This window comes from Schumannella sp. GW821-FHT10F01 (assembly GCF_058809295.1).
This window is the reverse complement of the sequence record NZ_JBXASM010000009.1, coordinates 55,922-81,756: the sequence shown is the minus strand read 5'-3', so window position 1 is coordinate 81,756 and position 25,835 is coordinate 55,922. Positions and strand designations below refer to the sequence as shown.

Genomic DNA, 25,835 nt, shown 5'->3' with positions numbered 1-25,835 from the left:
CGTGGCGCATCAGCGGGATCCCGAGCCGGGTGGCACGGGAGTCCTGAGTTTCCGACACCCGAGCCGCGCCGCACCCGAACCGGGCCGCACCGGCGGACCGCGCAGCCACCCGCCGCGCGGCCGCCGCGCAGCCCCCGGCGGCCGCGGCCGCTACTGCACCGCGAGCGCCTCCACCGGGGAGACCCGCGTCGCGCGCCGAGAGGGCACCAGCGCCGCGGCCCAGGTCAGCACCGCCGCGCCGACGACGATCACGGCGAGCACCGCCCACGGGATGCCCGGCAGCACGATGCCGAGTCCGCCGCCGGCCGACCCGAGCAGCGACTGCGCCCCGGCCCAGCCGTAGAACCCGCCGAGCACCAGTCCGACGAGCACCGCCGTCACCGTGAGCTGCGCGCTCTCCGCCAGCACCATGCGCCGGAGCTGCCGCACGCTGAACCCGAGCGCGCGGAGCAGGCCGAGCTCACGGGTACGCTGCAGCACGCTGAGCGAGAGGTTGTTCACGAGCCCGACGGCCGCGATCACGGCGCTGAAGCCGACGAGCACGCCGAATACCGCCTGCAGCCCGCCGAGCAGCGCTTCGATCTGCGGACGCGACGGATCGCCCTCGGTGCCGAGCAGCACCATCTGCGCGAAGCTCTGCAGCGCGACCGAGAAGGTCGTGATGAGCGTGACGCCGATGACGAGTCCGATCGTCGTCCGTGCGCTCCGCTCCGGATAGCGCAGCGCGTTCTGCGCCGCGAGCCGGGCGCTCGGCGAGCGTCCCGCCAGCGCCCCGACGACCCGCAGTGCCGGCGGCATGACGAGGTGGGCGCCGAGCACGAGTCCGCTGAACGAGACGATGCCGCCGACGAGGCCGATGAACACGCCGTACGGGGAGGCGAGCCCGACGACGACGCCGAGCACGAGCAGCACCGTGCCGATGGCGAAGAACGCGATCGCGACGCCGTTGCGCAGCGGACGTCGGACGGCCTCCTCCCGGCTCAGCTCCTGCGAGCCGCCGAGGGCCTGCAGGGGCGTCACAGAGAGCACCCGGCGCGAGCCGACCCACGACGCGAGCCAGGTGGTCAGCACGACCCCCGCCATCGGCAGGATCAGCACCGGATCGGACCAGCCGTACGCCGGCGCCGGGAACCAGTCCGCGTCGACGGCGATCCGCGTGATCCCCATGGCGGCGACCGTGCCGACGATCCCGCCGATCGCGGCGCCGATGATGCCGACCACGAGGCCCTGCAGCGCCACGGCTCGGCGCTGGCGGGCCGCGGAGGCGCCCACCAGCCGGAGCAGCGCGACCGTGCGGACCCGGCCGGCGATGATCGTCGAGAAGGTGTTCGCCGTGACGATCGCCCCGACGTAGGCGGCGATCGCGAGGAACACGATGGCGACGATCCGCAGCGCGACGGCCGCGAACTCGCTCTCGCCCGCGCGCTCGTTCGCGCCGATGACGGCGGCGAGCACGTTGCCGATGTGCAGCAGCGCGACGCCGAACGACGCGCTCAGGGCCGCGACGAGGATGCTCGGCCCGTTGCCCTTCAACGTGAACCGGATCATGCCGCCGCCTCCATCGCGAGCATGATCGCGGAGATCTCGGACGGCTCCATGCGGGGCCGGTCGTCGACGACGCGGCCGTCGGCGAGGAACAGGATGCGGTCGGCGTAGCTCGCCGCGATCGGGTCGTGCGTGACCATCGCGATCGACTGGCCGTACTCGCTGCTGGCCGCGGCGAGCAGCTGCAGCACCTCGCGGCCGGTGCGCGAGTCGAGGTTGCCGGTGGGCTCGTCGGCGAACACGAGGTCCGGCCGAGTGGCGAGCGCTCGCGCGATCGCCACGCGCTGCTGCTGTCCGCCGGAGAGCTCGTGCGGTCGGTGACGGAGCCGTCCGCCGAGCCCGAGGGTGGTCTCGAGCCGGTCGATCCAGGCGCGCTCCTCGGCGCTCGGACGCCGGCCGTCGAGCTCGAACGGGAGCAGCAGGTTGCCCTCGATGTCGAGCGTCGGCACGAGGTTGAAGGCCTGGAACACGAAGCCGACCCGCCGCCGGCGCACGAGCGTCAGCTGGCTGTCGGCCATCGTGCCGATCTCCGCCTCGCCGAGCCACACGCGGCCGGAGGTCGGGCTGTCGAGTCCGGCCATGATGTGCATGAGCGTCGACTTGCCGGAGCCCGACGGGCCCATGATCGCGGTGAACTCGCCGCGGCGGAGTCCGAGGCTCACGTCGCGCAGCGCGTGCACGGGGTTGGCGTCGCCGCCGTAGGTCTTGGTGAGGGAGTGGACCCGGGCCACGAGGCCCGCGTCGTCGAGGCTGCTGTCCATGCCTTCGACGCTAGGGACGGGCGGTCGGCGGCGGATCGGGCGTCGGGCGGAAGGCCGTCATCCGCGGGGATGACCGGGCGGCCGTCCTCGTCGTCCGCTCAGTCGACGAGGCGGTTCTCGAAGGCGTAGACGACGAGCTGCACGCGGTCGCGGAGGCCGAGCTTCGCGAGGATGCGGCTGATGTGCGTCTTCACCGTCGCCTCGCTGACGTACTCGCGTCCCGCGATCTCCGAGTTCGACAGCCCCTGCGCCGCGAGCAGGAACACCTCGCGCTCGCGTGCGGTGAGCTCGCCGAACGCCTCGGGCTCCGTGCGCGCGGCGGATCGGGAGCCGAACTGCTCGAACAGCTCGCGGGTGGCGCTCGCGGCGATGACCGAGGTGCCGGCGTGCACCGTGCGGATCGCAGCGAGCAGGAACTCCGGGTCGGCGTCCTTGAGCACGAACCCGGAGGCGCCGGCGCGGATCGCGCGGGTCGCTGCCTCGTCGAGGTCGAAGGTCGTGAGCACGATGATGCGCGGGGCCGGCGCGCCGGCCGGGATGCCGCCGAGGATGCGGGTCGTGGCGTCGATGCCGTCGAGCACGGGCATCCGGATGTCCATGAGGATCACGTCCGGCTTCGTCGAGGACGCCAGGCGGATGCCCTCGAGCCCGTCGCCGGCCTCCCCCACGAACTCGAGATCGGGCTGCGAGGCGACGAGCATGCGGATGCCGGTGCGGAAGAGCGACTGGTCGTCGACGAGCGCGACGCGGATGCGATCGGTCATGTGGTGGGAGTTCCTTCCGGGAGGAGCGCGAGCGGCATCGCGCCCGTGAGGCCGCCGGGCAGCCAGGCGCGCACGACGAAGACGGGGCCGGTCTGCTTGGCGCTGAGGCTGCCGCCGACGAGGCTGGCGCGCTCGGTCATGCCGGCGAGCCCGTGGCCGTGGCCGAGCGGCCCGCCGGGGTGCGTCGCGGGTGCGCGCACGGTGTTCGAGACGGAGAGGTGGAGGCCGGTGGCGGTCCAGTCGAACCGCACCAGCACCTCGGCCGCGGGGTCGCCGTGCCGGAGCGCGTTCGTCAACGACTCCTGCACGATCCGGTACACGGCGAGCTGCGTCGAGGTGCCGAGCGGCATCGAGTCGCCCGTCGACTCGACGCGGAGGTCGAGGCCGGCGGCGCGCAGCTGGGAGTAGAGCCGATCGAGGTCGTGGAGCGCCGGCTGCGGGGCGTCGCCCTGCGTGTGGCGCAGCTGGGCGAGCAGGACCCGCACGTCGGCCAGCGCCTCGCGGGCCGTGCCGGCGATGGTCTGCAGCGCCTCGTCCACGGCCTCCGGCTGGCTCGCGCGGAGGTAGCGCGCGCCGTCGGCCTGGGCGATCACGACGGCGAGCGAGTGGGCGACCACGTCGTGCATGTCGCGGGCGATGCGCGTGCGCTCCTGCTCGGCGACGACCTCGCGCTCGGCCTGCACGACCTGCGCCTGGCTCTGGCGTCCGCGGCGCCAGGTCGCGACCAGCAGGCCCACCGTCCAGGCCAGGAGGAACCCGGCGACGGCCGCACCGAACGCGAACGCCGCCGACCCGATCGCCGCGAGGATGCCGCTGATGCCGGAGTTGGCGAGCGACCCGACCCCGCGGATCACGAGCGTCGTGTAGACGCCGACGAACGCCGCGCCGACGAAGGCGGAGGTGAACCCGAGCCAGCGGACGACGCGGTTGCCGTAGGCGGAGGTGGCGTAGAGGATCGCGAGGATGATGAGGTTCGAGGGCCCGATCGGGTTGATGCCGATCGCCATCTCGACGAGCGCGACGAGCCAGGCCGCGCCGAGCGCGAGCCCGGGCGACAGCCGCCGCAGCGCGAGTGCGCCGGAGAGGCCGATGAGCGTGAAGACCTCGGCGCCGGAGGAGTTGTAGGCGATCGCCGGCAGGTAGCCGACGAGCACCAGCACGAGCGCGATCACGACGTCGGCGATCAGCTGCCGTCGCGTGATCGGGCGGAACATGAGGTCCACGGTACGCACCGCGCGGCGCGGCGGGCGGCCGGGCGGCCCGGAATCGTCCTGGCGGCGCCCCGGAATCATCCTGGGGATGTACTCCGAGCGGCCAGCGAGGGCTCGGATGCGCCGCCTACCCTTATGGGATGGCCACCGTGGAGCTCACCGACCAGAACTTCGAATCCACCGTCCTCGAGGGCGGCATCGTGCTCGTCGACTTCTGGGCCGACTGGTGCGGCCCGTGCAAGGCGTTCGCGCCGATCTACGACGCGGCGTCGAACGACAACTACGACGTCGTCTTCGCGAAGGTCGACACCGACGCGCAGCAGGGCCTCGCCGGCGCGGCCGACATCCAGGCGATTCCGACGCTCATGGCGTTCCGCGACGGCATCGGCGTCTTCAAGCAGGCCGGCGCCCTCCCCCGCCCGGCCCTCGACGACCTGCTCGCCCAGGTGCGGGCGCTCGACATGGACGCCATCAAGGCGAAGATCGCCGAGAGTGCCGACGTCACCGACGAGGACGGCCCCGCACGGGCCTGATCCGGGTCAGCGCGTCTCGGCCATCCGCAGGTCGACGCGGAGTCCCTGACGGGTCTTCACGATGACGGCCGGGATGCGCGGCTTGTCGCCGCGGTCCTCGAGCCGGCGCACGGCCTGGTCGAAGACGGCCTCGAGCCCGCGCGGCACGCGGCCGACCGGTCCGCTGACCCGGCGCCCCGCAAACAGGCGGACCTCGATCGGCGCGTCCCGGCCGTCCTCCTCCTGGTTCCGCGCGGGCGTGATCGTCGCGAGCTCGCCGTCGCCGGCGTCGACGATGGCCTGCAGCTCCTCCTGGCACGGATCGCTCGCCTCGAGGCGCATCGTGATGTCCTTGCGCTTGCGCGGCCGCAGATCGAAGTCGTAGTCGTCGAGCGACCCGGAGCCGCGGTCGGTGCGCGGGAGCGACGGGTCGCCCGCCTTCGCCTTGAAGAACGCCATGCGGCGAGACTACCGACGCCGCCTCAGGGACGGGCGCGCACGAGGTCGAGCACGAGCTTGCCGTGCACGTGGCCGTCCATGAGCCGGGTGTAGGCGGCGGTCACGTCCTCGAGCGGCGCGCGGCCCGCGATCGGCACCGAGACCTCCCCGGCGGCGACGAGGTCGGCCAGCGCGCGGAGCTCGTCGAGGCCCGGGGTCGTGTGCGCGCCGGCGTTGCGCACACCGTGTCGCTCGACGGCGGCGGAGTCCGCGTTCGTGTTGATCCGGTCTGGGGCGACGCCGAGCTCGAGCCCGACCTCCACCGTGCCGCGTCCGGCGTAGTCGAGCACCGCGTCGACCGTCGGCGCGATCGCCCGCACCCGGTCAGCGAGCCCGTCGCCGTAGGCCACCGGCTCGACACCGAGATCGCGCAGGAAGGCGGCCGTGTCGTCCGACGCGGTGCCGATCACCCGCGCGCCGCGGAGCCGGCAGAGCTGCACGGCGAAGACCCCGACGCCGCCCGCGGCCGCCCCGACCAGCACGGTGTCGCCGGCGCGCACGCCGACGGCCTGCACTGACGCCCAGGCCGTGCGGCCGGCGATGTCGAGCACGGCCGCCTCGACGAGCCCGAGCCCCGGCGGCACGGGGCTCACGCGATCGGCGGCGACGACGAGATGGTCGGCCTGCGCGAAGAACCGGTGGCCCCCGAAGACCCGGTCCCCCACCCGCACGCCGTCGACCCCGACGCCGACCTCGTCGACCACCCCGGCATAGTCGTTGCCGTTGCCGGAGGGCAGCTCGACGCGGTGACGGCTCGGCCCGCCGGCCGCGATCTTCGCATCCACCGGATTGAGCCCGGCGTGGTGCACGCGGACCCGGACCTCGCCCGGCCCGGCATGCGGTTCGGGCACCTCCGCGACGGTGAAGACCTCCGGTCCGCCGAAGCGGTCGAAGCGGACGGCGCGTTCGGTGCCCGGGACCATGACGCCAGGCTACGCGCCGCGAACTGGGGTGGCGCGGCGAGGCCCGGCCGCCGTCGCTCGGGAGTATGTTGAGCATCCGTCCGCATCTGGAAAGGGATCTATCGATGAGCGACGCAGCACAGACCTCCCCCGAGCCCGCGGTGCCGCAGGCGCCCGGCTACGCCGCCCCGGCCGCACCGCAGCAGGACCCGGGCCAGTACTCGCAGCCGCAGCAGTGGGGCCAGGCGCCGCAGCAGGGTCAGTACACCCAGCCCGGGCAGTACGCGCCGCAGGACGGCCAGTACGCCCAGCCCGGCCAGTACCAGCCGCAGCAGGGCCAGTACGCCCAGCCCGGGCAGTACGCGCCGCAGGACGGGCAGCAGCCGCCGCCGTACGGCCAGCCGGGCCAGTACGGCGCCCCGCAGCAGTTCGGCGCCGTGCCGCAGCACCAGTACGCGGCCGCGCCGCGCCCGACCGGATGGAGCGCCCCGGGCGTGAAGCTGATGGTCTTCGGCTTCGGCATCGCCGCGCTCGGCATCATCATCACGCTCGGCACGTTCCTCTTCGCACCGGGCGACCACTTCATCCTGCTCTGGGGCCCGGTCGTCTTCGGCATCATCGCCGGCATCCGCGGCGCCATCTCCTACGCGCGAGGTCGCTGACGCGCCGTCCGGCTCCGCGAACGGCGAAGGCCCGCCGCCCCGAGGGGCGGCGGGCCTTCGTCAAGAAGCTCGCGGTATCAGCGGCGAACCGTCAGCGACGGAGCCCGAGGCGCTCGATGAGCGAGCGGTAGCGGGCGATGTCGATGTCCTGCAGGTAGCCCAGCAGGCGACGGCGCTGGCCGACCAGGAGCAGCAGTCCACGACGCGAGTGGTGGTCGTGCTTGTGCTCCTTGAGGTGCTCGGTGAGGTCCTTGATCCGCTTGGTGAGGATCGCGACCTGCACCTCCGGGGAACCGGTGTCACCGGGCGTGGTGGCGTACTCGTCGATGATCGCCTTCTTGATGTCTGCATCCAGGGCCATAGAGGGATCCCCTTTCACTCGTTGCGCGGTGCTCGCTCCCCGATGGAGCGGGCGCTCTGTGTCCGCGGCCGTTCTGACGGCAACCTGGCAATGCTACCAGGCGCGAGGTTCAGCGGACGACGAGCTCCGCGACGGAGTGGATCAGCGTGCCGGGCGCGCCGCCGGCGGCGCTGCCGAACACCACGACGACGGCGGCGACGATCCCGCCGACGGCCCAGGCGGCGCGACGGGTGCGGGCGGAGCGCACCTCGCCCTCGAGCCGGCGGAAGGCCGCGACCTCGACCGGGTCGGACAGCTCCGACGACGGACGCGGGCGCCAGACGTCGGCGAGCTCGGCCGCGGCGGCGAGGTCGGCGACCTCGTCAGCCTCGAGCGCGCCGGGCAGGTGGGCCAGCCAGGCGTGCAGCTGGTCGAGGAAGAGCACGGGCACGGCCGTCCGCTCGATGGACGCCGGGTCGGAGCCGACGAGCACGACCGCGGCCGACACCGGCACGTGCCGGCCGAGCGCGACGCCGAGGCGGCTGGCGACGTCCTCGCGGAGGGTGAGGGCGTCGAGCACAGCCGACTCGTCGCCGGCGCTCGAGCCGAGCGTGTCGCCCGCGGCGCGCACGCGGCGGCCGCGGGAGTCGCGGGTGACGAGCAGCACCGCGCCGGCGGGACCGACGAGCAGGTGCGCGAGGTCGCCGCCGTCGGCGGAGACGGGCAGCGAGTGCAGCACCGACCAGCCGGCCAGCGCGTCGACGGTCCTGGCCACGCGCTCCTCGGCGCGGGCCTCCGCGAAGGCCTCGCGGGCCGACGGCGCGAGCGGATCGCGGCCGATCAGCCGGGCGAGCGCGCCGCGCGGGGTGGACGAGTAGGCCTGGAGCTCGAGGCAGCGGCGCATCGCGGCGGCGCCGGCGGGGCGACCGCGCAGGCTGCGCAGCGGCGGCCGCGGCGCGGTGGCCGGATCCGGGATGACGACCGGCGCCGTGCTCGCGAGCGCCACGGAGTCGTGCTCCGACGCCGTCACGTCCGGTCGGACCGTCTGCAGCATGATCATCGCCTCCCCCAAGACGCCTCCGACGCTACGCGCGCGGCCGCGCACCGCGGCATCCCCAGAACGGGGCCGGGCCGGTGCCGCTCGTTCCCGGCCGGATCCGGCAGACTGTCTGCGGCGCACCAGCACGAGGCGCCGGCGCAGGAGGACACGTGATCGCAGCCAGGATCCTCGATGTCGTGCTGATCCTCCTGCTCCTCGCCTACACGGTGGTCGGATGGCGGGACGGCTTCGCCAGGACGGTCGGCGCCGTCGTCGGGCTCATCGTCGGCGCCGTGATCGCGTTCCTCGGCATCCCGCTGCTCGTGCCGCTCATCCCCGACCCGACCTGGCGCATCGTCGCCACGATCGCGGCCACCGTGCTGCTCATCGTCGGGCTGCACGCCGCCGGCAGCGCGGTCGGCAAGGCGGCGAGCCGTCCGCTCTCGACCCGCCGCCCGCTGCGTGTGCTCGACCGCATCGTCGGCGCCGCGCTCGCGCTCGTCGTCGCCGCCCTCTCGAGCTCGCTCGTGCTCGGCAGCCTGCAGTCGCTCGGCGCGCCCGTCGTGTCGGAGGCGGCCGCGGGATCCTGGGTGCTGCGCGGCATCGACCGGGTCACGCCCACGCCGGTGCAGGCGGGCGTCGCCCGGCTGCGGTCGCTCGTGCTCGAGTCCGGGCTCCCCCGCATCGGCGAGGCCCTCGGCGGCATCACCGAGTCGCCGGGCGCCCCCGAGGTCGACACCGGCACCTCGGCGCTCCAGGCCGCCGCGAGATCCGTCGTGCGCATCAACGGCACCGCGTACGCCTGCGGCCAGAACCAGTCCGGCAGCGGCTTCGTGGTCGCCGCCGACCGCATCCTCACGAACGCGCACGTGGTCGCGGGGGTGAGCGCGCCCGTCGTCGACGCCCCGGACGGCCAGGCCGTGCAGGCGCGCGTCGTGTACTTCGATCCGGTGAACGACCTGGCCGTGCTCGCGACCAACGGGCTGCGGGCGGCGCCGCTCGGGCTCGCGGCCGAGCAGGCGGTCGGCACCGACGGCGTGATCGACGGCTACCCGTACGGCGGTCCGTTCACGACCGGCGGCGCGCAGGTGCTCGCGCTGTCGACCGAGCGCGTCGAGGACATCTACGGCGACAGCCGCAACCCGCGGCAGATCTACACGCTCGCCGCGAAGGTCGAGCCGGGCAACTCCGGCGGTCCGTTCCTCACCTCCGCCGGCACCGTCGCCGGACTGGTGTTCGCCGAGAACGCGGACGACCCGGAGCTCGGCTACGCGATCGGCCCGGCCGTCGTCGGCCCGGTCGCCGCGCGCGCCGCCGCCCTCGGCGCCGCGGTCGACCCTGGGCACTGCACCAAGGGCTGACCGTGCCCGCTCGGCGGCACCGCAGCCGCGGTCCGCACCGGGAGGGACGAGACACTTCGGACGCGGATGGGCGGCGTAGCCTGCCCGGATGACGAGGATGAGCATCCGCCCGGGCGACATCACCCGGATCGAGGTGGACGCCGTCGTCAACGCCGCCAACTCGTCGCTGCTCGGCGGCGGCGGGGTGGACGGCGCGATCCACGCGGCGGGCGGGCCCGGCATCCTCGCCGAGTGCCGGGCGCTGCGGCGGGACGCCTACCCGGACGGGCTGCCGACCGGTTCCGCGGTCGCGACCGGCGGCGGCAGGCTGCCGGCGCGCTGGGTGATCCACACCGTCGGCCCCGTGCACGGTCGCGGCACCCGCGCGCAACTCGAGTCGTGCTATCGCGAGTCACTCCGCGTCGCCGACGAGCTCGGCGCCCGGACGGTCGCCTTCCCGGCGATCAGCGCCGGCGTCTACGGCTGGCCGCTCGACGACGCCGTGCGGGCGGCGGTCGAGACGGTCGCCGGCACGGTCACCCGGGTCGAGGAGGTCGTGTTCGTGCCGTTCGGGGCGACCGCCGAGGCCGCCTACCGCGCTGCGCTCAGGACGGGATCATCCACCACTCCGTGAACGCGGCGGCGCGCCCGTCGTCGGCGAAGCGGATGACCCAGAGGTTCACGAAGGTCTCGTCGCCCGGATAGACCGTGCGCCCCTGCACGACGGCCGTGTCCGGGGTCTCGACGACGACCTCCCATTCGAAGCCCGGCTCGGACGGCTCCTGCTCCGCGATCCACCAGTCCGCGATCGCGGCGGCGCCCCGGATCGGCTCGCGCCAGGGCGCGGTCAGGTACTCCGCAGTGTCGGTGAAGAGCGCGGTGATCTCCAGCCGGTCATCGCTGCGCCACGCCCGCACATAGCCCGCGATCCAGTCCTCTGCTCTCGTCATGGGGCCGGTCTACACCTGTCCGATGACACGCGGGGCGGCGCACCGGGGGTTGACGCCGCACGGACACGGGTGCACCCTGAGGGCAGACCAACTCATCGCCCAGAAGTGCTGGAGTCACTGACCCGCCACTGGGCGATGAGTCTTTAACGTGGCGCCTCGCCTGCGGCCCGCAGGTCAGAACTGCGGCGGTGGACCCCACGGCGATGCCGGACGCGGACGATCGTCCGTCTCGTCCGCGGCGTCGTCGGACCCGCCTGCGGGCTCGGCGGGCGGGGCCGGGGGCGCCGGCGGTGCCGATGGCGGCGTGCTCGGCGCCGGGACGCCCGGCGGGGTCGTCGAGGAGAACGGAGCCGGCGGCGGCGTGCTCGGAGCCGCCGGCGTGCTCGGGGCCGCCGGCGCGACAGGGGCGGACTGCGGTGCACCGGGTGCGGTCCACCCGCCGGGCTGCTGCGGAGCGGCGGACTGGGGGCTCCATGCGCCCGGCTGCCGGGGTGCGGCGGACTGGGGGCTCCATGCGCCCGGCTGCTGGGGTGCGGCGGGCTGACCGTTCCATGCTCCCGGCTGCTGCTGGGGCGGCCCGGGCTGCGGCGGCGTGGGCTGGCCGTTCCAACCACCCGGCTGCTGCGGCGCGGGCTGCGGGGGCGCGGCGCGATAGGGGTCGTAGGCGGGCTGCGCGGGGGCGCCCGAGGGGGATCCGCCCCATCCGCCCTGCTGGGGAGCGTGCGGCTGCGACGGCTGCGGCCACGGCGCCCCGGCCTGCGGCGCGGTGCCGGGCTGCGGTGTGCCGTACTGCGGTGTGTCGACCTGCGGCGTGCCGTACTGCGGTGCGGCCGCCTGCTGGCCCCACGGCCTCTGCGGCTCGGGCTGTGCGGCGGGCTGATGCGGAGCAGCCGGGAACGCCGGCTGCTCCGGAGCCGGGGCCGCCTCCGCCGGATACCCCGCGCTCGGCGGCGTCACGGGCGCGGGTGCCGCGGGCGCGGCCGCCGCTGCGGGTGCGGGCGCCGCCGCGGGTGGGGTCTCCGCCGGGGGCGCGGCCGCCGCCGCGGGCGACTCGGACGGCTCCGACGGCGTCTCGACGGAGGCGGGCGCACTCGGCGTCGCGGGCGCCGCTCCCCCGCCGGTCTCGATCGCGTCGTCGCCGACCGGCTCGGCCCGTTCGACCTCGGACTCCGCCGCGATGCTCCACGAGCCGCTCGCCGGGGTGGACTCGGAGGACGACGCCGCGGATTCGACCGGCGAGGGCTCGACGGGCTCGGGCGCGACGGGCGAGGGCGCCACCGGTGCCGCCGCGACCGCGGCACCCGCTCCCGCGACCGGCGCGTGGGTCTGCACGTACGGGCTCTGCTGGAACTGCTGCGGCGCGACGCCCTGCGGCGCCCCCGTGTACCCGTACTGGCTGTACTCGCCGGGCGCCGGCCCGCCGGGCGCGGGCTGGCCGGGACCCCCGACGGCAGGCGCGCCCGGTCCGCCGCCGAGCAGGGCCCGACGGCTCGCGGTCACGGCGTCGAGCAGCTCGCGCTCGTCGAGCTGCGACTGCGCGCGCACGGCGCCGGTGACGATCCGCTGCCGGGTCATCGCGAGGCGCGTCGCATCCCGGATGTAGGTGTTCATGAGCTTCGCACGGCCGACGGTGCGGGCCCAGGCGCGAGCGCGTCCACGACCGGCCGCGGTGCCGAGGGAGGCGATCTCGGAGGCGTTGAACCAGCCGGCGGCGGCGTACTCGCCGAGCCGCTTCACCACGAGCTTCGACTCCGCCCGCCGCAGGAACACGACGAGCACGATCATGCCGGCGAAGATCGGCACCTCCACGACGACGTAGAAGATGAAGAAGCCGAACAGCCCGGGCACGATCGACGACGAGCCGTTCCACAGCGCGTGCAGCAGCATCGCCGGGATGAGCCCGACGACCGCGCCGAGCACGCCGAGCCAGCGGTTGCCGTAGCGGGCGGCGATGCCGATCGCCAGACCCGTGCACGAGGTGAAGAGCACGTGCGCGAACGGCGACATGATGCCGCGCAGCAGGAACGTCATCAGCACGGTGCCGAGCCCGCCGCCGCTGTCGATCGCGCGGCCGAAGTAGAGGATGTTCTCCGTGAAGGCGAACCCGCCGGCCACCGTCGCCGCGTAGACGATGCCATCGACCGGCCCGTCGAAGTACTTGCGGGCGATGAGGAAGATCAGCAGGACGCCGAGGCCCTTCGACGACTCCTCGATGATCGGCGCCTGGATGACCGCGCCGAAGAACTGCGAGCCCTCCGACGTCGGGTCGGAGCCGCTCGTGAGCTCGTAGATCTGCACGCCGAGGCTCACGAGCAGGGCCCAGATCACTGCGACACCGGCGCCCCAGAGGAAGCCGAACAGGCGCACCGGCCACGGCTCCGGCTCGAAGCGGTCGATCCACCAGATGCCGAGCAGCACGATCGCGAGCGGGATGAGCGCGAGCACGCCGCCCGCGACGGCCGCGACGCCGAGCTCGAGCAGCGTGTAGGCGAGCGCGATGAGCAGGGCGAGCCCGGCGACCGAGATGCCGACGATGCCGACGACGAACAGGGCGCCGCGCTTCTTCGGGGCGGGCTGACCGAGCGCGGCGGCCGGGGACTGCTGCGTCTCGGCGCGCACCTGCGCGGGCGCCGAGGCCGGCGTCTGGCCCCAGCCGCCCGGACCGGGCTGCGCGGGACCTGGCTGTGCGGGCTGTCCGTAGCTCATGCGCTCACCCTACTTCTGCTGTTCCCTCAGGATCGCGAGCGCGCGGGACACGCGCCGCGAGAGCCCGGGCACCCGGGCGCGCGGCGGGATCTTGGCCCGCTCGAGCATCGAGACGACCTCGGCGCGCTGGGCGGCGAGCACCGACTCGACGGCCGTCTGGCGCACCTCGGCCGCCCGCAGTCCCACGATGAAGGCGACGATCGCGACGATCGCCTCCGCGACGCCGAGCGCGAGCATCCGCCCGTCCGCGAGGCCGCCGGTCGCGACGGTGCCGATCGCGACGGCGATGACGATGACGAGCCCGACCACGCGGAGCAGGCTCGACGTGCTGTAGCGGCGCTCGCGCACCCGGTCGGCACGCTGGAGCCGCTGCTGGAAGGCGCGGAGCTCGACGGGCTCCATCGACAGCGACTCCCGATCGCGCAGGTCGCGGCGCATGCGCGCGTAGCTCGGTCGCTCGCGGCGCACCGCCGAGAGCGCGCCGACGACCCCGACCACGAAGACCGCACCGGTGCTCGCGACGAGCAGCCCGAGCACCGCGCTGAGGTCGCCGTGCACGTTGACCGACGAGCGGATGACGGAGTCGACCGTGAACGCGACGCCGACCGACAGCACCGCCGTGATCGCGATCGTCCAGACGAGATCGCGGATGCGCCGCTCCGACAGCGATTCGAGCTCGTCGTCGTCGCGCGCGCGGCGGGCCTCGATCGAGGCGGTCACGGCGTCGACCACGAGGAGCAGGACCGTCACCGCTCCGAGGAACAGGGCGGCGAGCAGCAGGGCGCGGTTCTCCATCGACGTCGAACCTACCGCCGCGCCCTCAGGCCGAGCGGTCGCGCGCCGCGGCCGCGAGCTCGAGCAGCCGGGCGCGCGTGCCGTCGCTCAGCGTCGCGTCGAGGCGGCGGTCGGCCGAGCCGTCCGCGTCCGCACCGGCCTCGCGGGCCCAGGTGAGCAGCGACGCCTCGACCTCGGTCACGGCGGGCGCCGCCGGGTCGTCGCCCTGCTCGCGCAGCTCGGCCGCGAGCTCATCGGCCAGGTCGTCGCGGCCCGCGGCGGCCAGCAGGGCGTGCACGACCAGCGCGGTCATCCGCTCGCCGATCACGGGGACGACGGCCTCGCGCGCGTCGTCCCAGCGGCGCGCGGCCGCCTGGGTCTCCGGGTCGCCGCTCATGGCGACCAGCCTAGGCGGCGCGCGCCGACGGGTCGATCAGGCCGCGCTGGCGGCGCCGTCGTCGGCCGCGTCGTCGAACACGCCGCTGCGGATCGCCTGGAACACGTCGACGGCGGCCTGGGCGAGCCGGCCATGGCTCGACGGCACGGCACGCCGCCGGCCGTCTGCGAAGCGCAGCTCGACCGCGGGGCCGGAGTCGACGATGCGCGCGCCGAGCGACTTCGCCCAGGAGGCGGCGAGGCGCGACACGACGGGATCCGTGGAGATGACCCGCACCGCGTCGCCGCGGCCGACGGGTCCGCTGCTGCGGAGCAGCGCGCGGGCCACGAGCCCGGGCCCGAGCAGGGTGACGACCTGGTCGTCGGTGATCCAGTCGGGAACGCCGAGCACGTCGTCCTGGTCGATCAGCAGCAGCTCGGGCAGCTCGGTCGAGGTGTCGCGCCAGGCGACGCGGTCGTGGTTCGCGAAGCCGACCGTGTCGGGTCCGTTCGCCTCGACCTCGCCCACGACGAAGCCCCGGCCGCGGGCGGTCGGGCGCAGACGCAGCTGGCCGGCACCGGGCCGCGGCACGACACCGGTGGAACGGCGGAGGATGCCGGACGAGTCCGGCGCAGTGGTAGGGAGTGCGGTCATCATCAGGTTCAGGGGATCCCCCTCTCGCTCCCAGATAACGAGGCCGCCCTGCTCGCTATTCCCCGACTGTCGGACTCGCGACCGCGCCTCCCAGCACCTTCCCGGGATTGAGGATGCCGAGCGGATCGAACGCGGCCTTGAGCCGCCGCTGGAGCTCGATCTGGGGCTCCCCCAGCTCGTCCGCGAGCCAGCGCCGCTTGAGGATGCCGACCCCGTGCTCGCCGGTCAGCGTGCCGCCGAGCCGCAGCGCGGTCTGGAACAGCCGGTCCGCCGCGTCCCACACCGCCTCGGGCACGACCGGTCGGCCGTGCGCGTCGTGCTCGGCCTCGAACACGAAGTTCGGGTGCAGGTTGCCGTCGCCCGCATGCGCCACGGTCGGGATCTCCAGGCCGGTCTCGGCCTCGATCCGCTCGATGGCGGCGAACATCGCCGGCAGCGCGCTGCGGGGCACCGAGACGTCCTCGATGAGCACCGTGCCGCGCTCCTCCATCGCCGGATGGAACGCGCGGCGGAGCGCGAACATCCGCTCGCCCTCGTCGCGGTCGGCCGTCAGCACGGCGTCGCCGCCGAGCCCGCGGATGACGGCGAGCACGGACTCCGCCTCGGCCGCGGCACCCTCGCCGTCGGTCTGCGCGAGCAGCGCGACGCCGTCGGTGCGGATCGCGGGCACGACGCCGCGGCGCTCGAGGTGCTCGGCGATGCCGGCCACCGCGCGGCGGTCGAGCAGCTCGAGGATCGCCGGCCGGAGCCCGCGCGCGGTGATCACGGCCGCGGCCCGCGCCGCGCGCTCCACGTCGTCGAAGCGGGCCGCGATGGTGACGACGCCGCCGCGCGGCAGCGGCCGCAGCTTCAGCGTGGCCTCGACGATGACGCCGAGCGTGCCCTCCGACCCGATCATCAGCGCGGTGAGGTCGTAGCCCGTGACGCCCTTGACCGTGCGGTGGCCGAACTCCATCAGCGTGCCGTCCGCGAGCACGACCTTCAACCCGAGCACCGCCTCCCGCGTCACGCCGTACTTCGCGCAGAGCAGGCCGCCCGCATTCGTGGCGATGTTGCCGCCGACGGTCGAGATGGCGCGGCTCGCGGGATCCGGTGCCCACCAGAGGCCGTGCTCGGACAGCCGCTCGTTGAGCTCGGCGTTGATGATGCCGGGCTGCACGACGGCGAGCTCGTCGTCGACCGAGACCTCGAGCAGGGCGTCCATCGAGCGGGTGGAGAGCACGATCTCGCCGGCGTCGCCGATCGCGGCCCCGGCCAGGCCGGTCCCCGCGCCGCGCGGCACCACCGGGATGCGGTGGGCGGTGGCGAAGCGCAGGGTCTCCTGCACGTGCTCGATCGTGCGGGCCTCCACGACCGCGAGCGGCCGCCGGGCCGAGACGTGCCCGGAGCGGTCCGATCGCGCGGCCTCGAGCGCTGCGTCCCCCATCAGGAGCGCGTCGCCGAGGCGGTCGCGCAGACGGCTCATCCTGTCGACGGATTCGATGGTCACAGCGCCGGCCTCCTCGCTCCGAGTCTACCGAGCACGCCCCGGGCACCGAGCCTGGCGACCTCGCCGACTCCCTACCATCGAGGACATGCCCGCGAACCCGGACCACCGGAGCCCCGCCGACGCGGACGACGCCCCGCACGACGACGCGGTCCCCGGGGACGGCCGTCCGGAGACCGCGCAGCAGCGCTCCGACCGCCATTGGGTCGAGCTGCTCCAGGAGCTCCGGGTGCTGCAGACCGGCACCCAGATCCTCACCGGCTTCCTGCTCACGCTCGCATTCCAGCAGCGGTTCGGCTCGCTGACCGGCGATCAGGTCGCCCTCTACCTCGCGCTCGTCGTGGTCGCCGTGCTCGCGACCGTGCTCGGGCTGGCCCCGGTGGCACTGCATCGCTCGCTGTTCCGCCGCCGGCTCAAGTCGGAGCTGGTCGAGGTCGCCCACGCGCTCATGCTCGTGACGCTGACGCTCGTGGCGCTCGTGTTCGCGGGAACCGCCGCGCTGATCTTCGACGTCGTCGTCGGGCCGGTCGCGGCGATCGTCGCCGCGATCGCCTCGGCCGCGATCATCGCGGGACTCTGGATCGGCCTGCCGACCGCCATCCGAGCGCGGGGGCGCGAGTCGTGAGCCCGGCGCACGCCGCGGAGCCGACCTCCGCCACGACGACGAGCGGAGCCCCCGGCGAGGCCCGCACGGAGCGGGACGACGACCTCCCCTCCCGCCGGACGCTCGTGCTCCGGCGCGCCTGGCGCGGCTTCCTGCGCGGCCGGGCCTACGACTCGGCGGCGGCCCTGACCTTCTTCGGCGCGCTCGCGCTGCTCCCGGCCGGGCTGCTGGCCGTGACGACCGTGAGCCTGCTCGACGGGCGGGCGCGAGCCGTCGACGACCTCACCGCGATCGCGACCACCTTCGCGCCGGACTCGGGCGAGACCGTGCACGACGCGCTCGGCGAGCTGCTCCGCCTCGAGAACCCGGGTGTCGCCCTCCTGCTCGGCCTCCTCCTCACGATCTGGACGGTCTCCGGCTACGCGGCCGCGTTCGGCCGCGCGGTCGACGCCGTCTACGAGAGCCAGGAGGGTCGGCGCTGGCCGCTGTTCCGGGCCCAGATGGTCGCGGTCGCGGTCGTCGTGGTCGTGCTCGCCTCCATCGCCGCCGCGATCCTCCTGCTCACGCCGACCGCGTCCGGCGACATCCTGGCGCGGCGGGGCGTCGATCCGGTGATCGAGACGATCTGGAACATCGCCAAGTGGCCGGTGCTCGTCGTCGTGCTCGTGCTGCTCATCTCGGTGCTGTACTACGCCGCGCCAGGGGTCCGGCTGCCCCGGCTGCGGTGGCTCACGCTCGGATCGGCGATGGCGCTCGGCGTCTGGGCACTGCTCACCGGGCTGTTCGCCCTCTACGTCGGCCTGACCGGCGCGTACGGGCACCTGTACGGCCGGCTCGGCCTGCTGCTGGCGGGACTGCTCTGGCTCTACCTCAGCAACGCCGCACTGCTCATCGGCGTGCAGCTCGACTCCGAGCTGCTGCGGGTCCGCCAGCTCGAGGAGGGCGTCGCGGCCGAGGAGGAGATCGTCGTGCCGCTCAAGCGCACGGAGCGGGTGCTGCGGCTCGCCGCCCAGCGGAGCGAGGACATCGCGGACGCCGAGCGGCTCCGCGACGCGGCACGCGAGCGCGCCGACGAGGCGTCCGAGCAGCCGGTCGATGAGGTCGCGCCGGACCTCAGTCCTGGTTCGACGCCGGGCCGGTGAGCGACATGCTCGGCTCGTCGGTGAGCTGGAGGCCGCCGTTGCTGTTCGCCGACATCGTCAGGGCCTCGAGCCACTGACGGTTGAGCTCGATCGGCTTCGAGCCGAAGTACTTGAAGAACATCGGGATGCCGGGGCCGATCCAGGCGGCGCTGTGGCCGTCGCCGATCGACGGGTCGTCCTTCCAGTTGATGAAGAAGCCCTCGCCGCGGCGCAGCTTGCTCGAGACGACGGCCTGGAGATGCGCGAGCACCCGGTCGTCGAGCACGATCTCCGACTTGAGGTTGCCGTACAGCAGCTTTCCCACGTCCGTCCTTCCCCACCCGCTCCGGGCGTCATCCGGGGCCCAGTGTAAGCAGAGCATGCGCGCGTCACTGCACCGACCGGACCGTGCCGGGAGCCGGGATGCTGGGCATCACCTGGGGCCGCCGGAACCCCCGCCGCCGACGGCTCTACCGTCGCGCCATGCCGGGACGACGGAACAGCAGCCTGAAGAAGCCGGAGCTCTACGAGGAGCTCCGCGACGACGGCGCGAGCAAGGAGAAGGCGGCCCGGATCTCGAACGCCGCAGCCGCGCGGGGCACGAAGGCGGTCGCACGGAAGGGCGGCGAGTCCGGGTCGTACGACGACTGGACCGTGCCGGACCTGCGGAAGCGCGCCAGGGAGCTCGGCATCGAGGGGTACTCCGGCAAGCGGAAGGCCGAGCTCGTCAGGATGCTGCGCGACCGCTGAGGCCGCGCCGGCGGCGCGACGGCGCAGCGGCGCGGCTCAGGTCGGACCGCGGCTCAGGCGCTCTTCGACTTCGCGGGCTTCTTCGCGGCGGTCTTCGCGGTGGTCGACTTGGACTTCGGGCCCGCGCCCTTCGCCGATCCCCGCTTCTCGTCGACGCTGCGGCGCAGGGCCTCCATGAGGTCGAGCACCTCGCCGCCCTCGTCCTCCTGCGCGCCGAAGGTCGCCTCGGTGTCGATCGACTCGCCCTGCTCGAGCTTCGCGTCGATGAGCTTGCGCAGCTGCACCTGGTACTCGTCGCGATACGCGGTCGGGTCGAAGTCGCCGGCGAAGCTCTCCACGAGCTGCTTCGACATCTCCAGCTCCTTCGCCGAGATGCGCGGATGCTCGTCGAGCTCCGGGAACGCGGCCTCGCGCACCTCGTCGTCCCAGAGCAGGGTCTGCAGCACGAGCACGTCGTCCATGACGCGGAGCGCGGCGAGCCGGGTGCGCTGCCGCAGCGAGAACTGCACGATCGCCGTGCGGTCCTCGCTCTCGAGGGTGCGCCGCAGCAGCGTGTACGCCTTCACCGACTTCGAGTCGGGGGCGAGGTAGTAGCTCTTCTCGAAGCGGATGGGGTCGATCTGCTCGGTCGGCACGAACTCGACGATGTCGATGTCGCGGCTGCGCTCCACCGGCAGCGACTCGAGGTCGTCCTTCGTGAGCACGACGGTCTCGCCGCCGTCGTCGTAGGCCCGGTCGATGTGCTCGTAGGGCACGACCTTGCCGTCGATCTCGCAGATGCGCTGGTAGCGGATGCGACCGCCGTCCTTGTCGTGCACCTGGTGCAGTGGCACGTCGTGGTCCTCGGTCGCGGAGTAGAGCTTCACCGGCACGTTGACCAGGCCGAAGCTCAGCGAGCCCTTCCAGATGGACCTCATGGGTTCATTCTGACCTTGAAGGTTGCCATTCCGATAGGGAGGCGGGCGGGGCATCCGCTGGGAGGCGGTGGCCGAACGGCCCCGCACGGGCCTAGCGTCGGCTCATGGCCGAGCAGACGACGACCGCATCGGTCGACGGCCACCGGCTGCGGCTGACCAACCTCGACAAGGTGATGTACCCGACGACGGGCACGACGAAGCGCGACGTGCTGCGCTACTACGCCGAGGTCGCGGAGTGGCTGCTGCCCCACGCGGCGGGCCGGCCGGTCACCCGCAAGCGCTGGGTGCACGGCGTCGACGGGCCGGTCTTCTTCGAGAAGAACGTGCCGGACTCCGCGCCGTCGTGGGTGCGCCGCCGCCGCATCGAGCACAAGGACCACGTGAACGAGTACCCGCTCGTCGAGGACTCCGCGACGCTCGTGTGGCTCGCGCAGCTCGGCGCGCTCGAGCTGCACGTGCCGCAGTGGCGGTTCGGGCCGCGCGGTGCGCGACGCGATCCCGACCGCCTCGTGCTCGATCTCGATCCCGGTGAGGGCGCCGGGGTGCCCGAGTGCGTCGAGGTGGCGAAGCTCGCCCGCGAGATCCTCCGCGACATCGGGCTCGATCCCGTGCCCGTGACGAGCGGCAGCAAGGGCGTGCATCTCTACGCCGGCCTCGACGGGTCGCTGTCGAGCGACCGGATCAGCGAGATCGCGCACGAGCTCGCGCGCGCGCTCGAGGCCGATCATCCGGATCTCGTCGTCAGCGATATGAAGAAGACGCTGCGCCGCGGCCGCGTGCTCGTCGACTGGAGCCAGAACAACGGCAGCAAGACGACGATCCTGCCCTACTCGCTCCGCGGACGGGACCGTCCGACCGTGGCGGCGCCGCGCACCTGGCGCGAGCTGCTGCATCCGGGGCTCCGCCAGCTCCAGCTCGACGAGGTGCTCGACCGGCTCCGCAGCCGTGGCGACCCCCTCGCGCACCTCGGCGGCGATCACCCCGACGAGGAGGCGGCCGCGGCAGCGGAGGACGGGACGGACGCGCTCGCGCGGTACCGGTCGATGCGCGACCGCGCGGTCACGCCGGAGCCGTTCGGCGACGAGGCCCACCGGGCCGCCACGGGCGGTCCGGGCGCCCGCGACGACGCCGAGCCGGTGTTCGTCATCCAGGAGCACCACGCGAGCCGGCTGCACTGGGACTTCCGGCTCGAGCACGACGGCGTGCTCGTGAGCTGGGCGCTGCCGAAGGGCGTGCCGACCGAGCCCGGGAGGAACCACCTCGCGGTGCAGACCGAGGACCACCCCATGGACTACGCCGGGTTCGAGGGCGACATCCCGAAGGCCGAGTACGGCGGCGGCCACGTCGACATCTGGGACTCCGGCACCTACGTGCTCGAGAAGTGGAAGGAGAAGGAGGTCATCGTCACGCTGCACGGCGGCCGCGGCGCGGCGCGCTACGCGCTGATCCGCACCGGCGGCGACCAGTGGCTCATCCACCTCATGAAGGACCAGCGCCCGGGGCACTGGTCCTCCGACGCGGCACGGCGCCACGCGGACGAGGTCGCTGCCGAGGAGGCGGCGGCGCGGGGGTCATCCGGGGCGTCCTCGAAGCGGTCCGGGTCCGGGGCGAACTCCGGGGCCGGGGCGAAGTCCGGGGCCGGGGCGAAGTCGGCGTCCGGGGCGAAGTCGGCGTCCGGCGCGCGACGGCCTCCGGACACCTCCCGCGCCCCGATGCTCGCGACGCTCGGCACGCCGGAGTCGATCCCCGAGGACGAGCGCGACGAGTGGGGCTACGAGATGAAGTGGGACGGCGTGCGCGCGATCGCCGTGATCGACCGCCGCGACTCCCCCGCGTCCGTCACGCTGCGGTCGCGGAACGGGCTCGACCTCACGCCGACGTTCCCGGAGCTCGCCGCGCTCGGCGATGCGCTGACGGGTGCCGAGACCGCGGTGCTCGACGGCGAGATCGTCGCCCTCGACGAGCGCGGACGCCCGAGCTTCTCCCGGCTGCAGCAGCGCCTCGGGCTCACCGCGCCGAGGGATGTCGAGCGCGCCCGCGCCGAGGTCGCCGCCGCCGTGCTGCTGTTCGACGTGCTCGAGACGGACAGCGACGACCTCACCAGGACGCCGTACGACGAGCGCCGCGTGCGGCTGGTCGGGCTGATCTCCGGCTCGCGCACCGTGCAGGTGCCCGGGGACGCCGGCGACTCCCTCGCCGACGCCCTGACCACGAGCCGGGAGCTCGGCCTCGAGGGCGTCATGGCGAAGCGCCGCGACAGCCGCTACCGCGAGGGCAAGCGCAGCGGCGACTGGATCAAGATCAAGCACACCGCGACCCAGGAGGTCGTCGTGATCGGCTGGACGGACGGCACCGGCCGTCGGGCCGGCACGCTCGGGGCGCTCCTGCTCGCGCTGCCCGACGGCGGCGGCCTCCGCTACGCCGGGAAGGTCGGCACGGGGTTCCGGGAGCGCGACCTCGTCGACGCGCGGACCCGGCTCGACCGCATCGGCCGGGCGACGCCGCCCGTGGACGGCGTGCCCGCGGCCGAGGCGCGGCGCGCGCACTGGTCGCGGCCGAGCCTGGTGGGCGAGGTCGAGTACTCGGAGCGGACCCGCGACGGGCGCCTCCGGCATCCGGTCTGGCGAGGCTGGCGCCCGGACAAGGACCCCGACTCCGTGCGGATCGAGGAGCCCGGATCATGATCGCCGCGCCGTCTCCCAACCCGGCGCGGATCTCCGGCACGGGTTGCGAGACGGCGCGGCGATCACCCGAACGGACGTCAGGTGAGATCGGCCTCCGTGCGCGGCGCCCCGGCCGCGCGCTCGGCCTCGACCCGCTGCGCCTCCTGGATCGTGCCCAGGTCGACGACGCCGGTGACCGGCGCCACTCCGCTGAGCCGCTCGGGTGACAGCACGCGCTCCACCTCGACGCGCTCCATGAGCCCGGCGCCGACGACGAGGTCGGCGATCGACGCGCTCGTGGTCAGCGCCTCGTGGGCGAGCTTCGCGGCCGCGGCGTAGCCGATGTACGGCGTCAGGGCGGTGACGACCCCGACGCTGGTGCCGACCTGCTGCGACAGCCGCGCCGTGTTGGCCGTGATGCCGTCGATGCAGTTCACGCGGAGCGTGCGGCAGGCGTTCGTCATCCAGGCCAGCGACTGCAGGATCGAGTGGGCGATGACCGGCTCGAACGCGTTGAGCTGCAGCTGCCCGGCCTCCGCCGCGGCGGTGACCGTGGCATCCGCGCCGATGACGCTGAAGGCGACCTGGTTCACGACCTCCGGGATCACCGGGTTCACCTTGCCCGGCATGATGCTCGAGCCCGCCTGGCGGGGCGGCAGGTTGATCTCGCCGAGCCCCGCCTGCGGTCCGGACGACACCAGCCGCAGGTCGTTGCAGATCTTCGACAGCTTCACCGCCGCGCGCTTGAGGATGCCGGACAGCGTCATGAAGATGCCGGCGTCGCTCGTGGCCTCGATGAGGTCGGGCGCGGTCTCGAAGGCGAGCCCGGTGACCTCCTCGAGCCGGCGGCGCACCGCCTCCGCGTAGCGCGGGTCGGCGGTGATGCCCGTGCCGATCGCCGTCGCGCCGAGGTTGATCTCGTTCATCCACGGGATGGCCTCGCTGAGCCGGTCGTAGTCCTCGGCGAGCGTGTGCGCGAAGCCGGTGAACTCCTGGCCGAGGGTCATCGGCACCGCGTCCTGCAGCTGCGTGCGGCCGACCTTGAGGATGTGCGCGAACTCGCGGCCCTTCGCCGCGAACGACTCGGTGAGCAGGCGGTGCTCCTCGAGCAGCCGCAGCACGCCGAAGACCATCGCGAGCTTGATCGCCGTCGGGTACACGTCGTTCGTCGACTGGCTGCGGTTGACGTCGTCGATCGGGTGCATCGCCGCGTAGTCGCCGCGCGCCAGCCCGAGCGACTCGAGCGCGACGTTCGCGATCACCTCGTTGGTGTTCATGTTCGTGCTCGTGCCCGCGCCGCCCTGGATGACGCCGACGACGAACTGGTCGTGGAACTCGCCGGCGACGATCCGCTCGCACGCGGCGTCGATCGCGTCGGCCTTCGCGGGATCGAGCGCGCCGAGCTCGCGGTTGGCCCGGGCAGCGGCCTGCTTGACCCGGGCGAGGGCGCGCACGAGGTCCGGGTAGTTGCTGATCGCGCGGCGCGTGATCGGGAAGTTGATGAGCGCACGGGCGGTGTGGATGCCCCAGTAGGCGTCGACGGGGATCGCCATCGATCCGAGGGAGTCGCTCTCGCCCCGCGTGGCCGACTCGCCGCCGGCGACCTGGTGCAGGCGCTCGGATGCGGCCTCCGGTCCCGTCGTCACGGCGTTCTCGTCGCCGGCGATGATCTCCTCGCCCTCCGAGGCGGCTCCGGCGGCGGAGGCGGACGAGGGGGCGGACGTGCTGGACGCGGTCGCTTGTGGCGCGCGCCCGGATGCGCTCTGCATCGGGGATCTCCTTCGATCTCGACTCATCCGCGCGGGGGTGCGGCGCGGGACAGTCAGAGCCTAGCCACCGCCGGTTCAGCCGCCGGGGAGGACGAGCGCGCTGAGGTGCGGCACGATCAGCACGATGCCGAGCGCGACGGCGAGCAGGCAGACGGCGAACAGCGCGATGGAGACCGGCCGGCGCCAGGCGGCCTCGCCGTCCGCGACCCGCAGGCCGAGCGAGAACAGCGCCACGACCGCGCACGCGGAGACGAGCGTGGTGATCAGGACGCTCGCGAACGAGCCCCACTCGATCATGCGCCGGCCTTCCGCTTGCGCCGCTTCGGGCGGACGAGCTCGCCGGGCTCGACGGTGTCGAGACCGGGCGACTGGATGCCGGAGCGGCGCGCGAACAGCCAGATGCCGAGCGCCGCGGCGGCGCCGATCACCACGTCGAGCACGACCCCGACGGTGCCGATCGCCGCGAGCCCGGTCATCATCGCGCCGATCGCGGTCGCCGCGGGGATCGTGACGACCCAGCCGAGCGCGATCCGACCGGCCGTGCTCCAGCGCACGGACGCGCCCTTGCGGCCGATGCCGACGCCGATCACCGAGCCGGACGCGACCTGCGTCGTGGAGAGCGCGAAGCCGAGGTGGGTGGAGGCCAGGATCGTCGCCGTCGTCGAGGCCTCGGCTGCGAACCCCTGCGCCGGCTCGACGTCGGTGATCCCGGTGCCGAGCGTCTTGATGATGCGCCAGCCGCCGGTGTAGGTGCCGAGCGCGATCGCCATGGCGCAGGCGATCACGACCCACCACTGCGGGCCGGAACCGACCGGCTGGAACCCCGCCGCGACCAGGGTCAGCGTGATGACGCCCATCGTCTTCTGCGCGTCGTTCGTGCCGTGCGCGAGCGAGACGAGCGAGGAGGTGAGGATCTGGCCGCGCTTGAAGCCGCCGCGCTGGCGCTTCTTCGTGATGCCGTAGGCGATCCGGGTGGCCAGGAACGACACGAGCCCGGCGGTGAACGGCGCGAGCACCGCCGGGATCACGATCTTCGACAGCAGCACGGCGCCGTCGATCGAGTAGATCCCGGCCCCGACGATCGCAGCGCCGATCAGCCCGCCGAACAGCGCGTGGCTCGACGACGAGGGCAGGCCGAGCATCCAGGTGAAGAGGTTCCAGAGGATCGCGCCGATCAGGCCGGCGAAGATCATCGTCGGCGTGATGTGGATGCCGTCCTGGCCCTCGCGGATGAGGCCCCCGGAGATCGTCTGCGCCACCTCGGTGCTGAGGAACGCGCCGACGAGGTTGAGGATCGCCGCGACCGTGACCGCGACTTTCGGCTTCAGCGCGCCCGTGGCGATCGGCGTCGCCATCGCGTTGGCGGTGTCGTGGAACCCGTTCGTGAAGTCGAAGAAGAGAGCCAGTGCGATGACCAGCGCGACCATGACAGGGAAGTCCACCGCGCACCAGTGGAGCACGTCGCGGGGCTGTGCGCAAACGCGGGATGAA

Annotated in this window: 27 protein-coding genes; 8 read left to right on the top strand and 19 right to left on the bottom strand. The window is 73.8% G+C overall.

Annotation, left to right across the window (positions count from 1 at the left end; all coding sequences use genetic code 11):
• Positions 1-150: 150 nt before the first annotated feature.
• The 4 genes from AC1RSJ_RS11630 to AC1RSJ_RS11615 all read right to left on the bottom strand — a co-directional run bounded on the left by AC1RSJ_RS11630 (position 151) and on the right by AC1RSJ_RS11615 (position 4,284).
• Complete coding sequence (locus tag AC1RSJ_RS11630) at positions 151-1,548, bottom strand: ABC transporter permease (protein WP_493118549.1); 1,398 nt, start codon at positions 1,546-1,548, stop codon at positions 151-153.
• Positions 1,545-2,306, bottom strand: a complete 762-nt coding sequence (locus AC1RSJ_RS11625; protein ID WP_493118548.1) for an ABC transporter ATP-binding protein — start codon at positions 2,304-2,306, stop codon at positions 1,545-1,547. Before AC1RSJ_RS11625 ends, AC1RSJ_RS11630 begins: the two co-directional genes overlap by 4 nt.
• Before the next feature lie 98 nt (positions 2,307-2,404).
• On the bottom strand, positions 2,405-3,070 hold the full coding sequence (locus AC1RSJ_RS11620; RefSeq protein ID WP_493118547.1) for a response regulator: 666 nt from the start codon (positions 3,068-3,070) through the stop codon (positions 2,405-2,407).
• Entirely contained in the window at positions 3,067-4,284 is a 1,218-nt protein-coding gene (locus tag AC1RSJ_RS11615; protein ID WP_493118546.1) for a sensor histidine kinase, read from the bottom strand. Before AC1RSJ_RS11615 ends, AC1RSJ_RS11620 begins: the two co-directional genes overlap by 4 nt.
• A gap of 137 nt (positions 4,285-4,421) precedes the next feature.
• On the opposite strand from AC1RSJ_RS11615, the gene trxA reads away from it, so the two are divergent.
• Positions 4,422-4,814, top strand: a complete 393-nt coding sequence (gene trxA / locus AC1RSJ_RS11610; RefSeq protein ID WP_493118545.1) for a thioredoxin — start codon at positions 4,422-4,424, stop codon at positions 4,812-4,814.
• 6 nt (positions 4,815-4,820) lie between these two features.
• Here trxA and AC1RSJ_RS11605 read toward each other — a convergent pair whose 3' ends face one another.
• The gene (locus tag AC1RSJ_RS11605; protein WP_493118544.1) at positions 4,821-5,252 is read right to left on the bottom strand and encodes a hypothetical protein; all 432 of its coding nucleotides are present in this window, start codon (positions 5,250-5,252) and stop codon (positions 4,821-4,823) included.
• Positions 5,253-5,275: 23 nt separating this feature from the next.
• Positions 5,276-6,214, bottom strand: a complete 939-nt coding sequence (locus tag AC1RSJ_RS11600; RefSeq protein WP_493118543.1) for an NADP-dependent oxidoreductase — start codon at positions 6,212-6,214, stop codon at positions 5,276-5,278.
• 104 nt (positions 6,215-6,318) lie between these two features.
• On the opposite strand from AC1RSJ_RS11600, the gene AC1RSJ_RS11595 reads away from it, so the two are divergent.
• Positions 6,319-6,855 carry a hypothetical protein gene (locus AC1RSJ_RS11595; RefSeq protein ID WP_493118542.1) on the top strand — a complete coding sequence of 179 codons (537 nt, stop codon included), beginning with the start codon at positions 6,319-6,321 and terminating at the stop codon, positions 6,853-6,855.
• 91 nt (positions 6,856-6,946) lie between these two features.
• On the opposite strand, the gene rpsO is transcribed toward AC1RSJ_RS11595, so the two are convergent.
• Both rpsO and AC1RSJ_RS11585 read right to left on the bottom strand, forming a co-directional pair.
• The gene (rpsO, locus tag AC1RSJ_RS11590; RefSeq protein ID WP_493118541.1) at positions 6,947-7,216 is read right to left on the bottom strand and encodes a 30S ribosomal protein S15; all 270 of its coding nucleotides are present in this window, start codon (positions 7,214-7,216) and stop codon (positions 6,947-6,949) included.
• Positions 7,217-7,325: 109 nt separating this feature from the next.
• Positions 7,326-8,249, bottom strand: coding sequence for a hypothetical protein (locus AC1RSJ_RS11585; RefSeq protein ID WP_493118540.1), 924 nt, complete (start codon positions 8,247-8,249; stop codon positions 7,326-7,328).
• 155 nt (positions 8,250-8,404) lie between these two features.
• Between AC1RSJ_RS11585 and AC1RSJ_RS11580 the strand changes: the two genes are divergently transcribed.
• Both AC1RSJ_RS11580 and AC1RSJ_RS11575 read left to right on the top strand, forming a co-directional pair.
• Positions 8,405-9,595 (top strand): MarP family serine protease, encoded by a 1,191-nt coding sequence (locus tag AC1RSJ_RS11580; protein ID WP_493118539.1) that lies wholly within the window; start codon positions 8,405-8,407, stop codon positions 9,593-9,595.
• Positions 9,596-9,683: 88 nt separating this feature from the next.
• Positions 9,684-10,208 (top strand): O-acetyl-ADP-ribose deacetylase, encoded by a 525-nt coding sequence (locus AC1RSJ_RS11575; RefSeq protein WP_493118538.1) that lies wholly within the window; start codon positions 9,684-9,686, stop codon positions 10,206-10,208.
• Here the strand turns inward: AC1RSJ_RS11575 and AC1RSJ_RS11570 are convergent.
• The 6 genes from AC1RSJ_RS11570 to AC1RSJ_RS11545 all read right to left on the bottom strand — a co-directional run bounded on the left by AC1RSJ_RS11570 (position 10,180) and on the right by AC1RSJ_RS11545 (position 16,499).
• On the bottom strand, positions 10,180-10,524 hold the full coding sequence (locus tag AC1RSJ_RS11570; protein WP_493118537.1) for a nuclear transport factor 2 family protein: 345 nt from the start codon (positions 10,522-10,524) through the stop codon (positions 10,180-10,182). The genes AC1RSJ_RS11575 and AC1RSJ_RS11570 overlap by 29 nt on opposite strands.
• A gap of 174 nt (positions 10,525-10,698) precedes the next feature.
• Positions 10,699-13,230 carry a PrsW family intramembrane metalloprotease gene (locus tag AC1RSJ_RS11565; protein WP_493118536.1) on the bottom strand — a complete coding sequence of 844 codons (2,532 nt, stop codon included), beginning with the start codon at positions 13,228-13,230 and terminating at the stop codon, positions 10,699-10,701.
• A gap of 9 nt (positions 13,231-13,239) precedes the next feature.
• A complete protein-coding gene (locus tag AC1RSJ_RS11560; RefSeq protein ID WP_493118535.1) occupies positions 13,240-14,025 on the bottom strand; it encodes a hypothetical protein in 786 nt (261 codons plus the stop codon).
• Between the two features lie 25 nt (positions 14,026-14,050).
• A complete protein-coding gene (locus AC1RSJ_RS11555; protein WP_493118534.1) occupies positions 14,051-14,401 on the bottom strand; it encodes a hypothetical protein in 351 nt (116 codons plus the stop codon).
• Between the two features lie 36 nt (positions 14,402-14,437).
• Entirely contained in the window at positions 14,438-15,034 is a 597-nt protein-coding gene (locus tag AC1RSJ_RS11550) for an MDR/zinc-dependent alcohol dehydrogenase-like family protein (RefSeq protein WP_493118533.1), read from the bottom strand.
• Between the two features lie 55 nt (positions 15,035-15,089).
• Positions 15,090-16,499 (bottom strand): FAD-binding oxidoreductase, encoded by a 1,410-nt coding sequence (locus AC1RSJ_RS11545; protein WP_493118641.1) that lies wholly within the window; start codon positions 16,497-16,499, stop codon positions 15,090-15,092.
• Between the two features lie 109 nt (positions 16,500-16,608).
• Here AC1RSJ_RS11545 and AC1RSJ_RS11540 point away from each other — a divergent pair, with 109 nt between their 5' ends.
• Positions 16,609-17,145 carry a DUF6328 family protein gene (locus AC1RSJ_RS11540; protein ID WP_493118532.1) on the top strand — a complete coding sequence of 179 codons (537 nt, stop codon included), beginning with the start codon at positions 16,609-16,611 and terminating at the stop codon, positions 17,143-17,145.
• Entirely contained in the window at positions 17,142-18,266 is a 1,125-nt protein-coding gene (locus AC1RSJ_RS11535; protein WP_493118531.1) for a YhjD/YihY/BrkB family envelope integrity protein, read from the top strand. The genes AC1RSJ_RS11540 and AC1RSJ_RS11535 overlap by 4 nt, the downstream gene beginning before the upstream one ends.
• Here AC1RSJ_RS11535 and AC1RSJ_RS11530 read toward each other — a convergent pair.
• The gene (locus AC1RSJ_RS11530; protein ID WP_493118530.1) at positions 18,238-18,570 is read right to left on the bottom strand and encodes a DUF7882 family protein; all 333 of its coding nucleotides are present in this window, start codon (positions 18,568-18,570) and stop codon (positions 18,238-18,240) included. The two genes, AC1RSJ_RS11535 and AC1RSJ_RS11530, sit on opposite strands and share 29 nt — an antisense overlap.
• 158 nt (positions 18,571-18,728) lie before the next feature.
• Between AC1RSJ_RS11530 and AC1RSJ_RS11525 the strand changes: the two genes are divergently transcribed.
• A complete protein-coding gene (locus AC1RSJ_RS11525; RefSeq protein WP_493118529.1) occupies positions 18,729-18,995 on the top strand; it encodes a DUF7218 family protein in 267 nt (88 codons plus the stop codon).
• Positions 18,996-19,048: 53 nt separating this feature from the next.
• Here AC1RSJ_RS11525 and ku read toward each other — a convergent pair whose 3' ends face one another.
• On the bottom strand, positions 19,049-19,912 hold the full coding sequence (gene ku, locus AC1RSJ_RS11520) for a non-homologous end joining protein Ku (RefSeq protein WP_493118528.1): 864 nt from the start codon (positions 19,910-19,912) through the stop codon (positions 19,049-19,051).
• 104 nt (positions 19,913-20,016) lie between these two features.
• Here ku and AC1RSJ_RS11515 point away from each other — a divergent pair, with 104 nt between their 5' ends.
• Positions 20,017-22,596, top strand: coding sequence for an ATP-dependent DNA ligase (locus AC1RSJ_RS11515; RefSeq protein WP_493118527.1), 2,580 nt, complete (start codon positions 20,017-20,019; stop codon positions 22,594-22,596).
• A gap of 77 nt (positions 22,597-22,673) precedes the next feature.
• On the opposite strand, the gene AC1RSJ_RS11510 is transcribed toward AC1RSJ_RS11515, so the two are convergent.
• The 3 genes from AC1RSJ_RS11510 to AC1RSJ_RS11500 all read right to left on the bottom strand — a co-directional run bounded on the left by AC1RSJ_RS11510 (position 22,674) and on the right by AC1RSJ_RS11500 (position 25,786).
• Positions 22,674-24,344, bottom strand: a complete 1,671-nt coding sequence (locus AC1RSJ_RS11510; protein WP_493118526.1) for an aspartate ammonia-lyase — start codon at positions 24,342-24,344, stop codon at positions 22,674-22,676.
• A 75-nt stretch (positions 24,345-24,419) separates the two neighbouring features.
• The gene (locus AC1RSJ_RS11505) at positions 24,420-24,641 is read right to left on the bottom strand and encodes a hypothetical protein (protein WP_493118525.1); all 222 of its coding nucleotides are present in this window, start codon (positions 24,639-24,641) and stop codon (positions 24,420-24,422) included.
• Positions 24,638-25,786: an inorganic phosphate transporter gene (locus AC1RSJ_RS11500; protein ID WP_493118524.1), complete on the bottom strand. Its 1,149-nt coding sequence runs from the start codon at positions 25,784-25,786 to the stop codon at positions 24,638-24,640. The genes AC1RSJ_RS11505 and AC1RSJ_RS11500 overlap by 4 nt, the downstream gene beginning before the upstream one ends.
• Between the last annotated feature and the right edge of the window lie 49 nt (positions 25,787-25,835).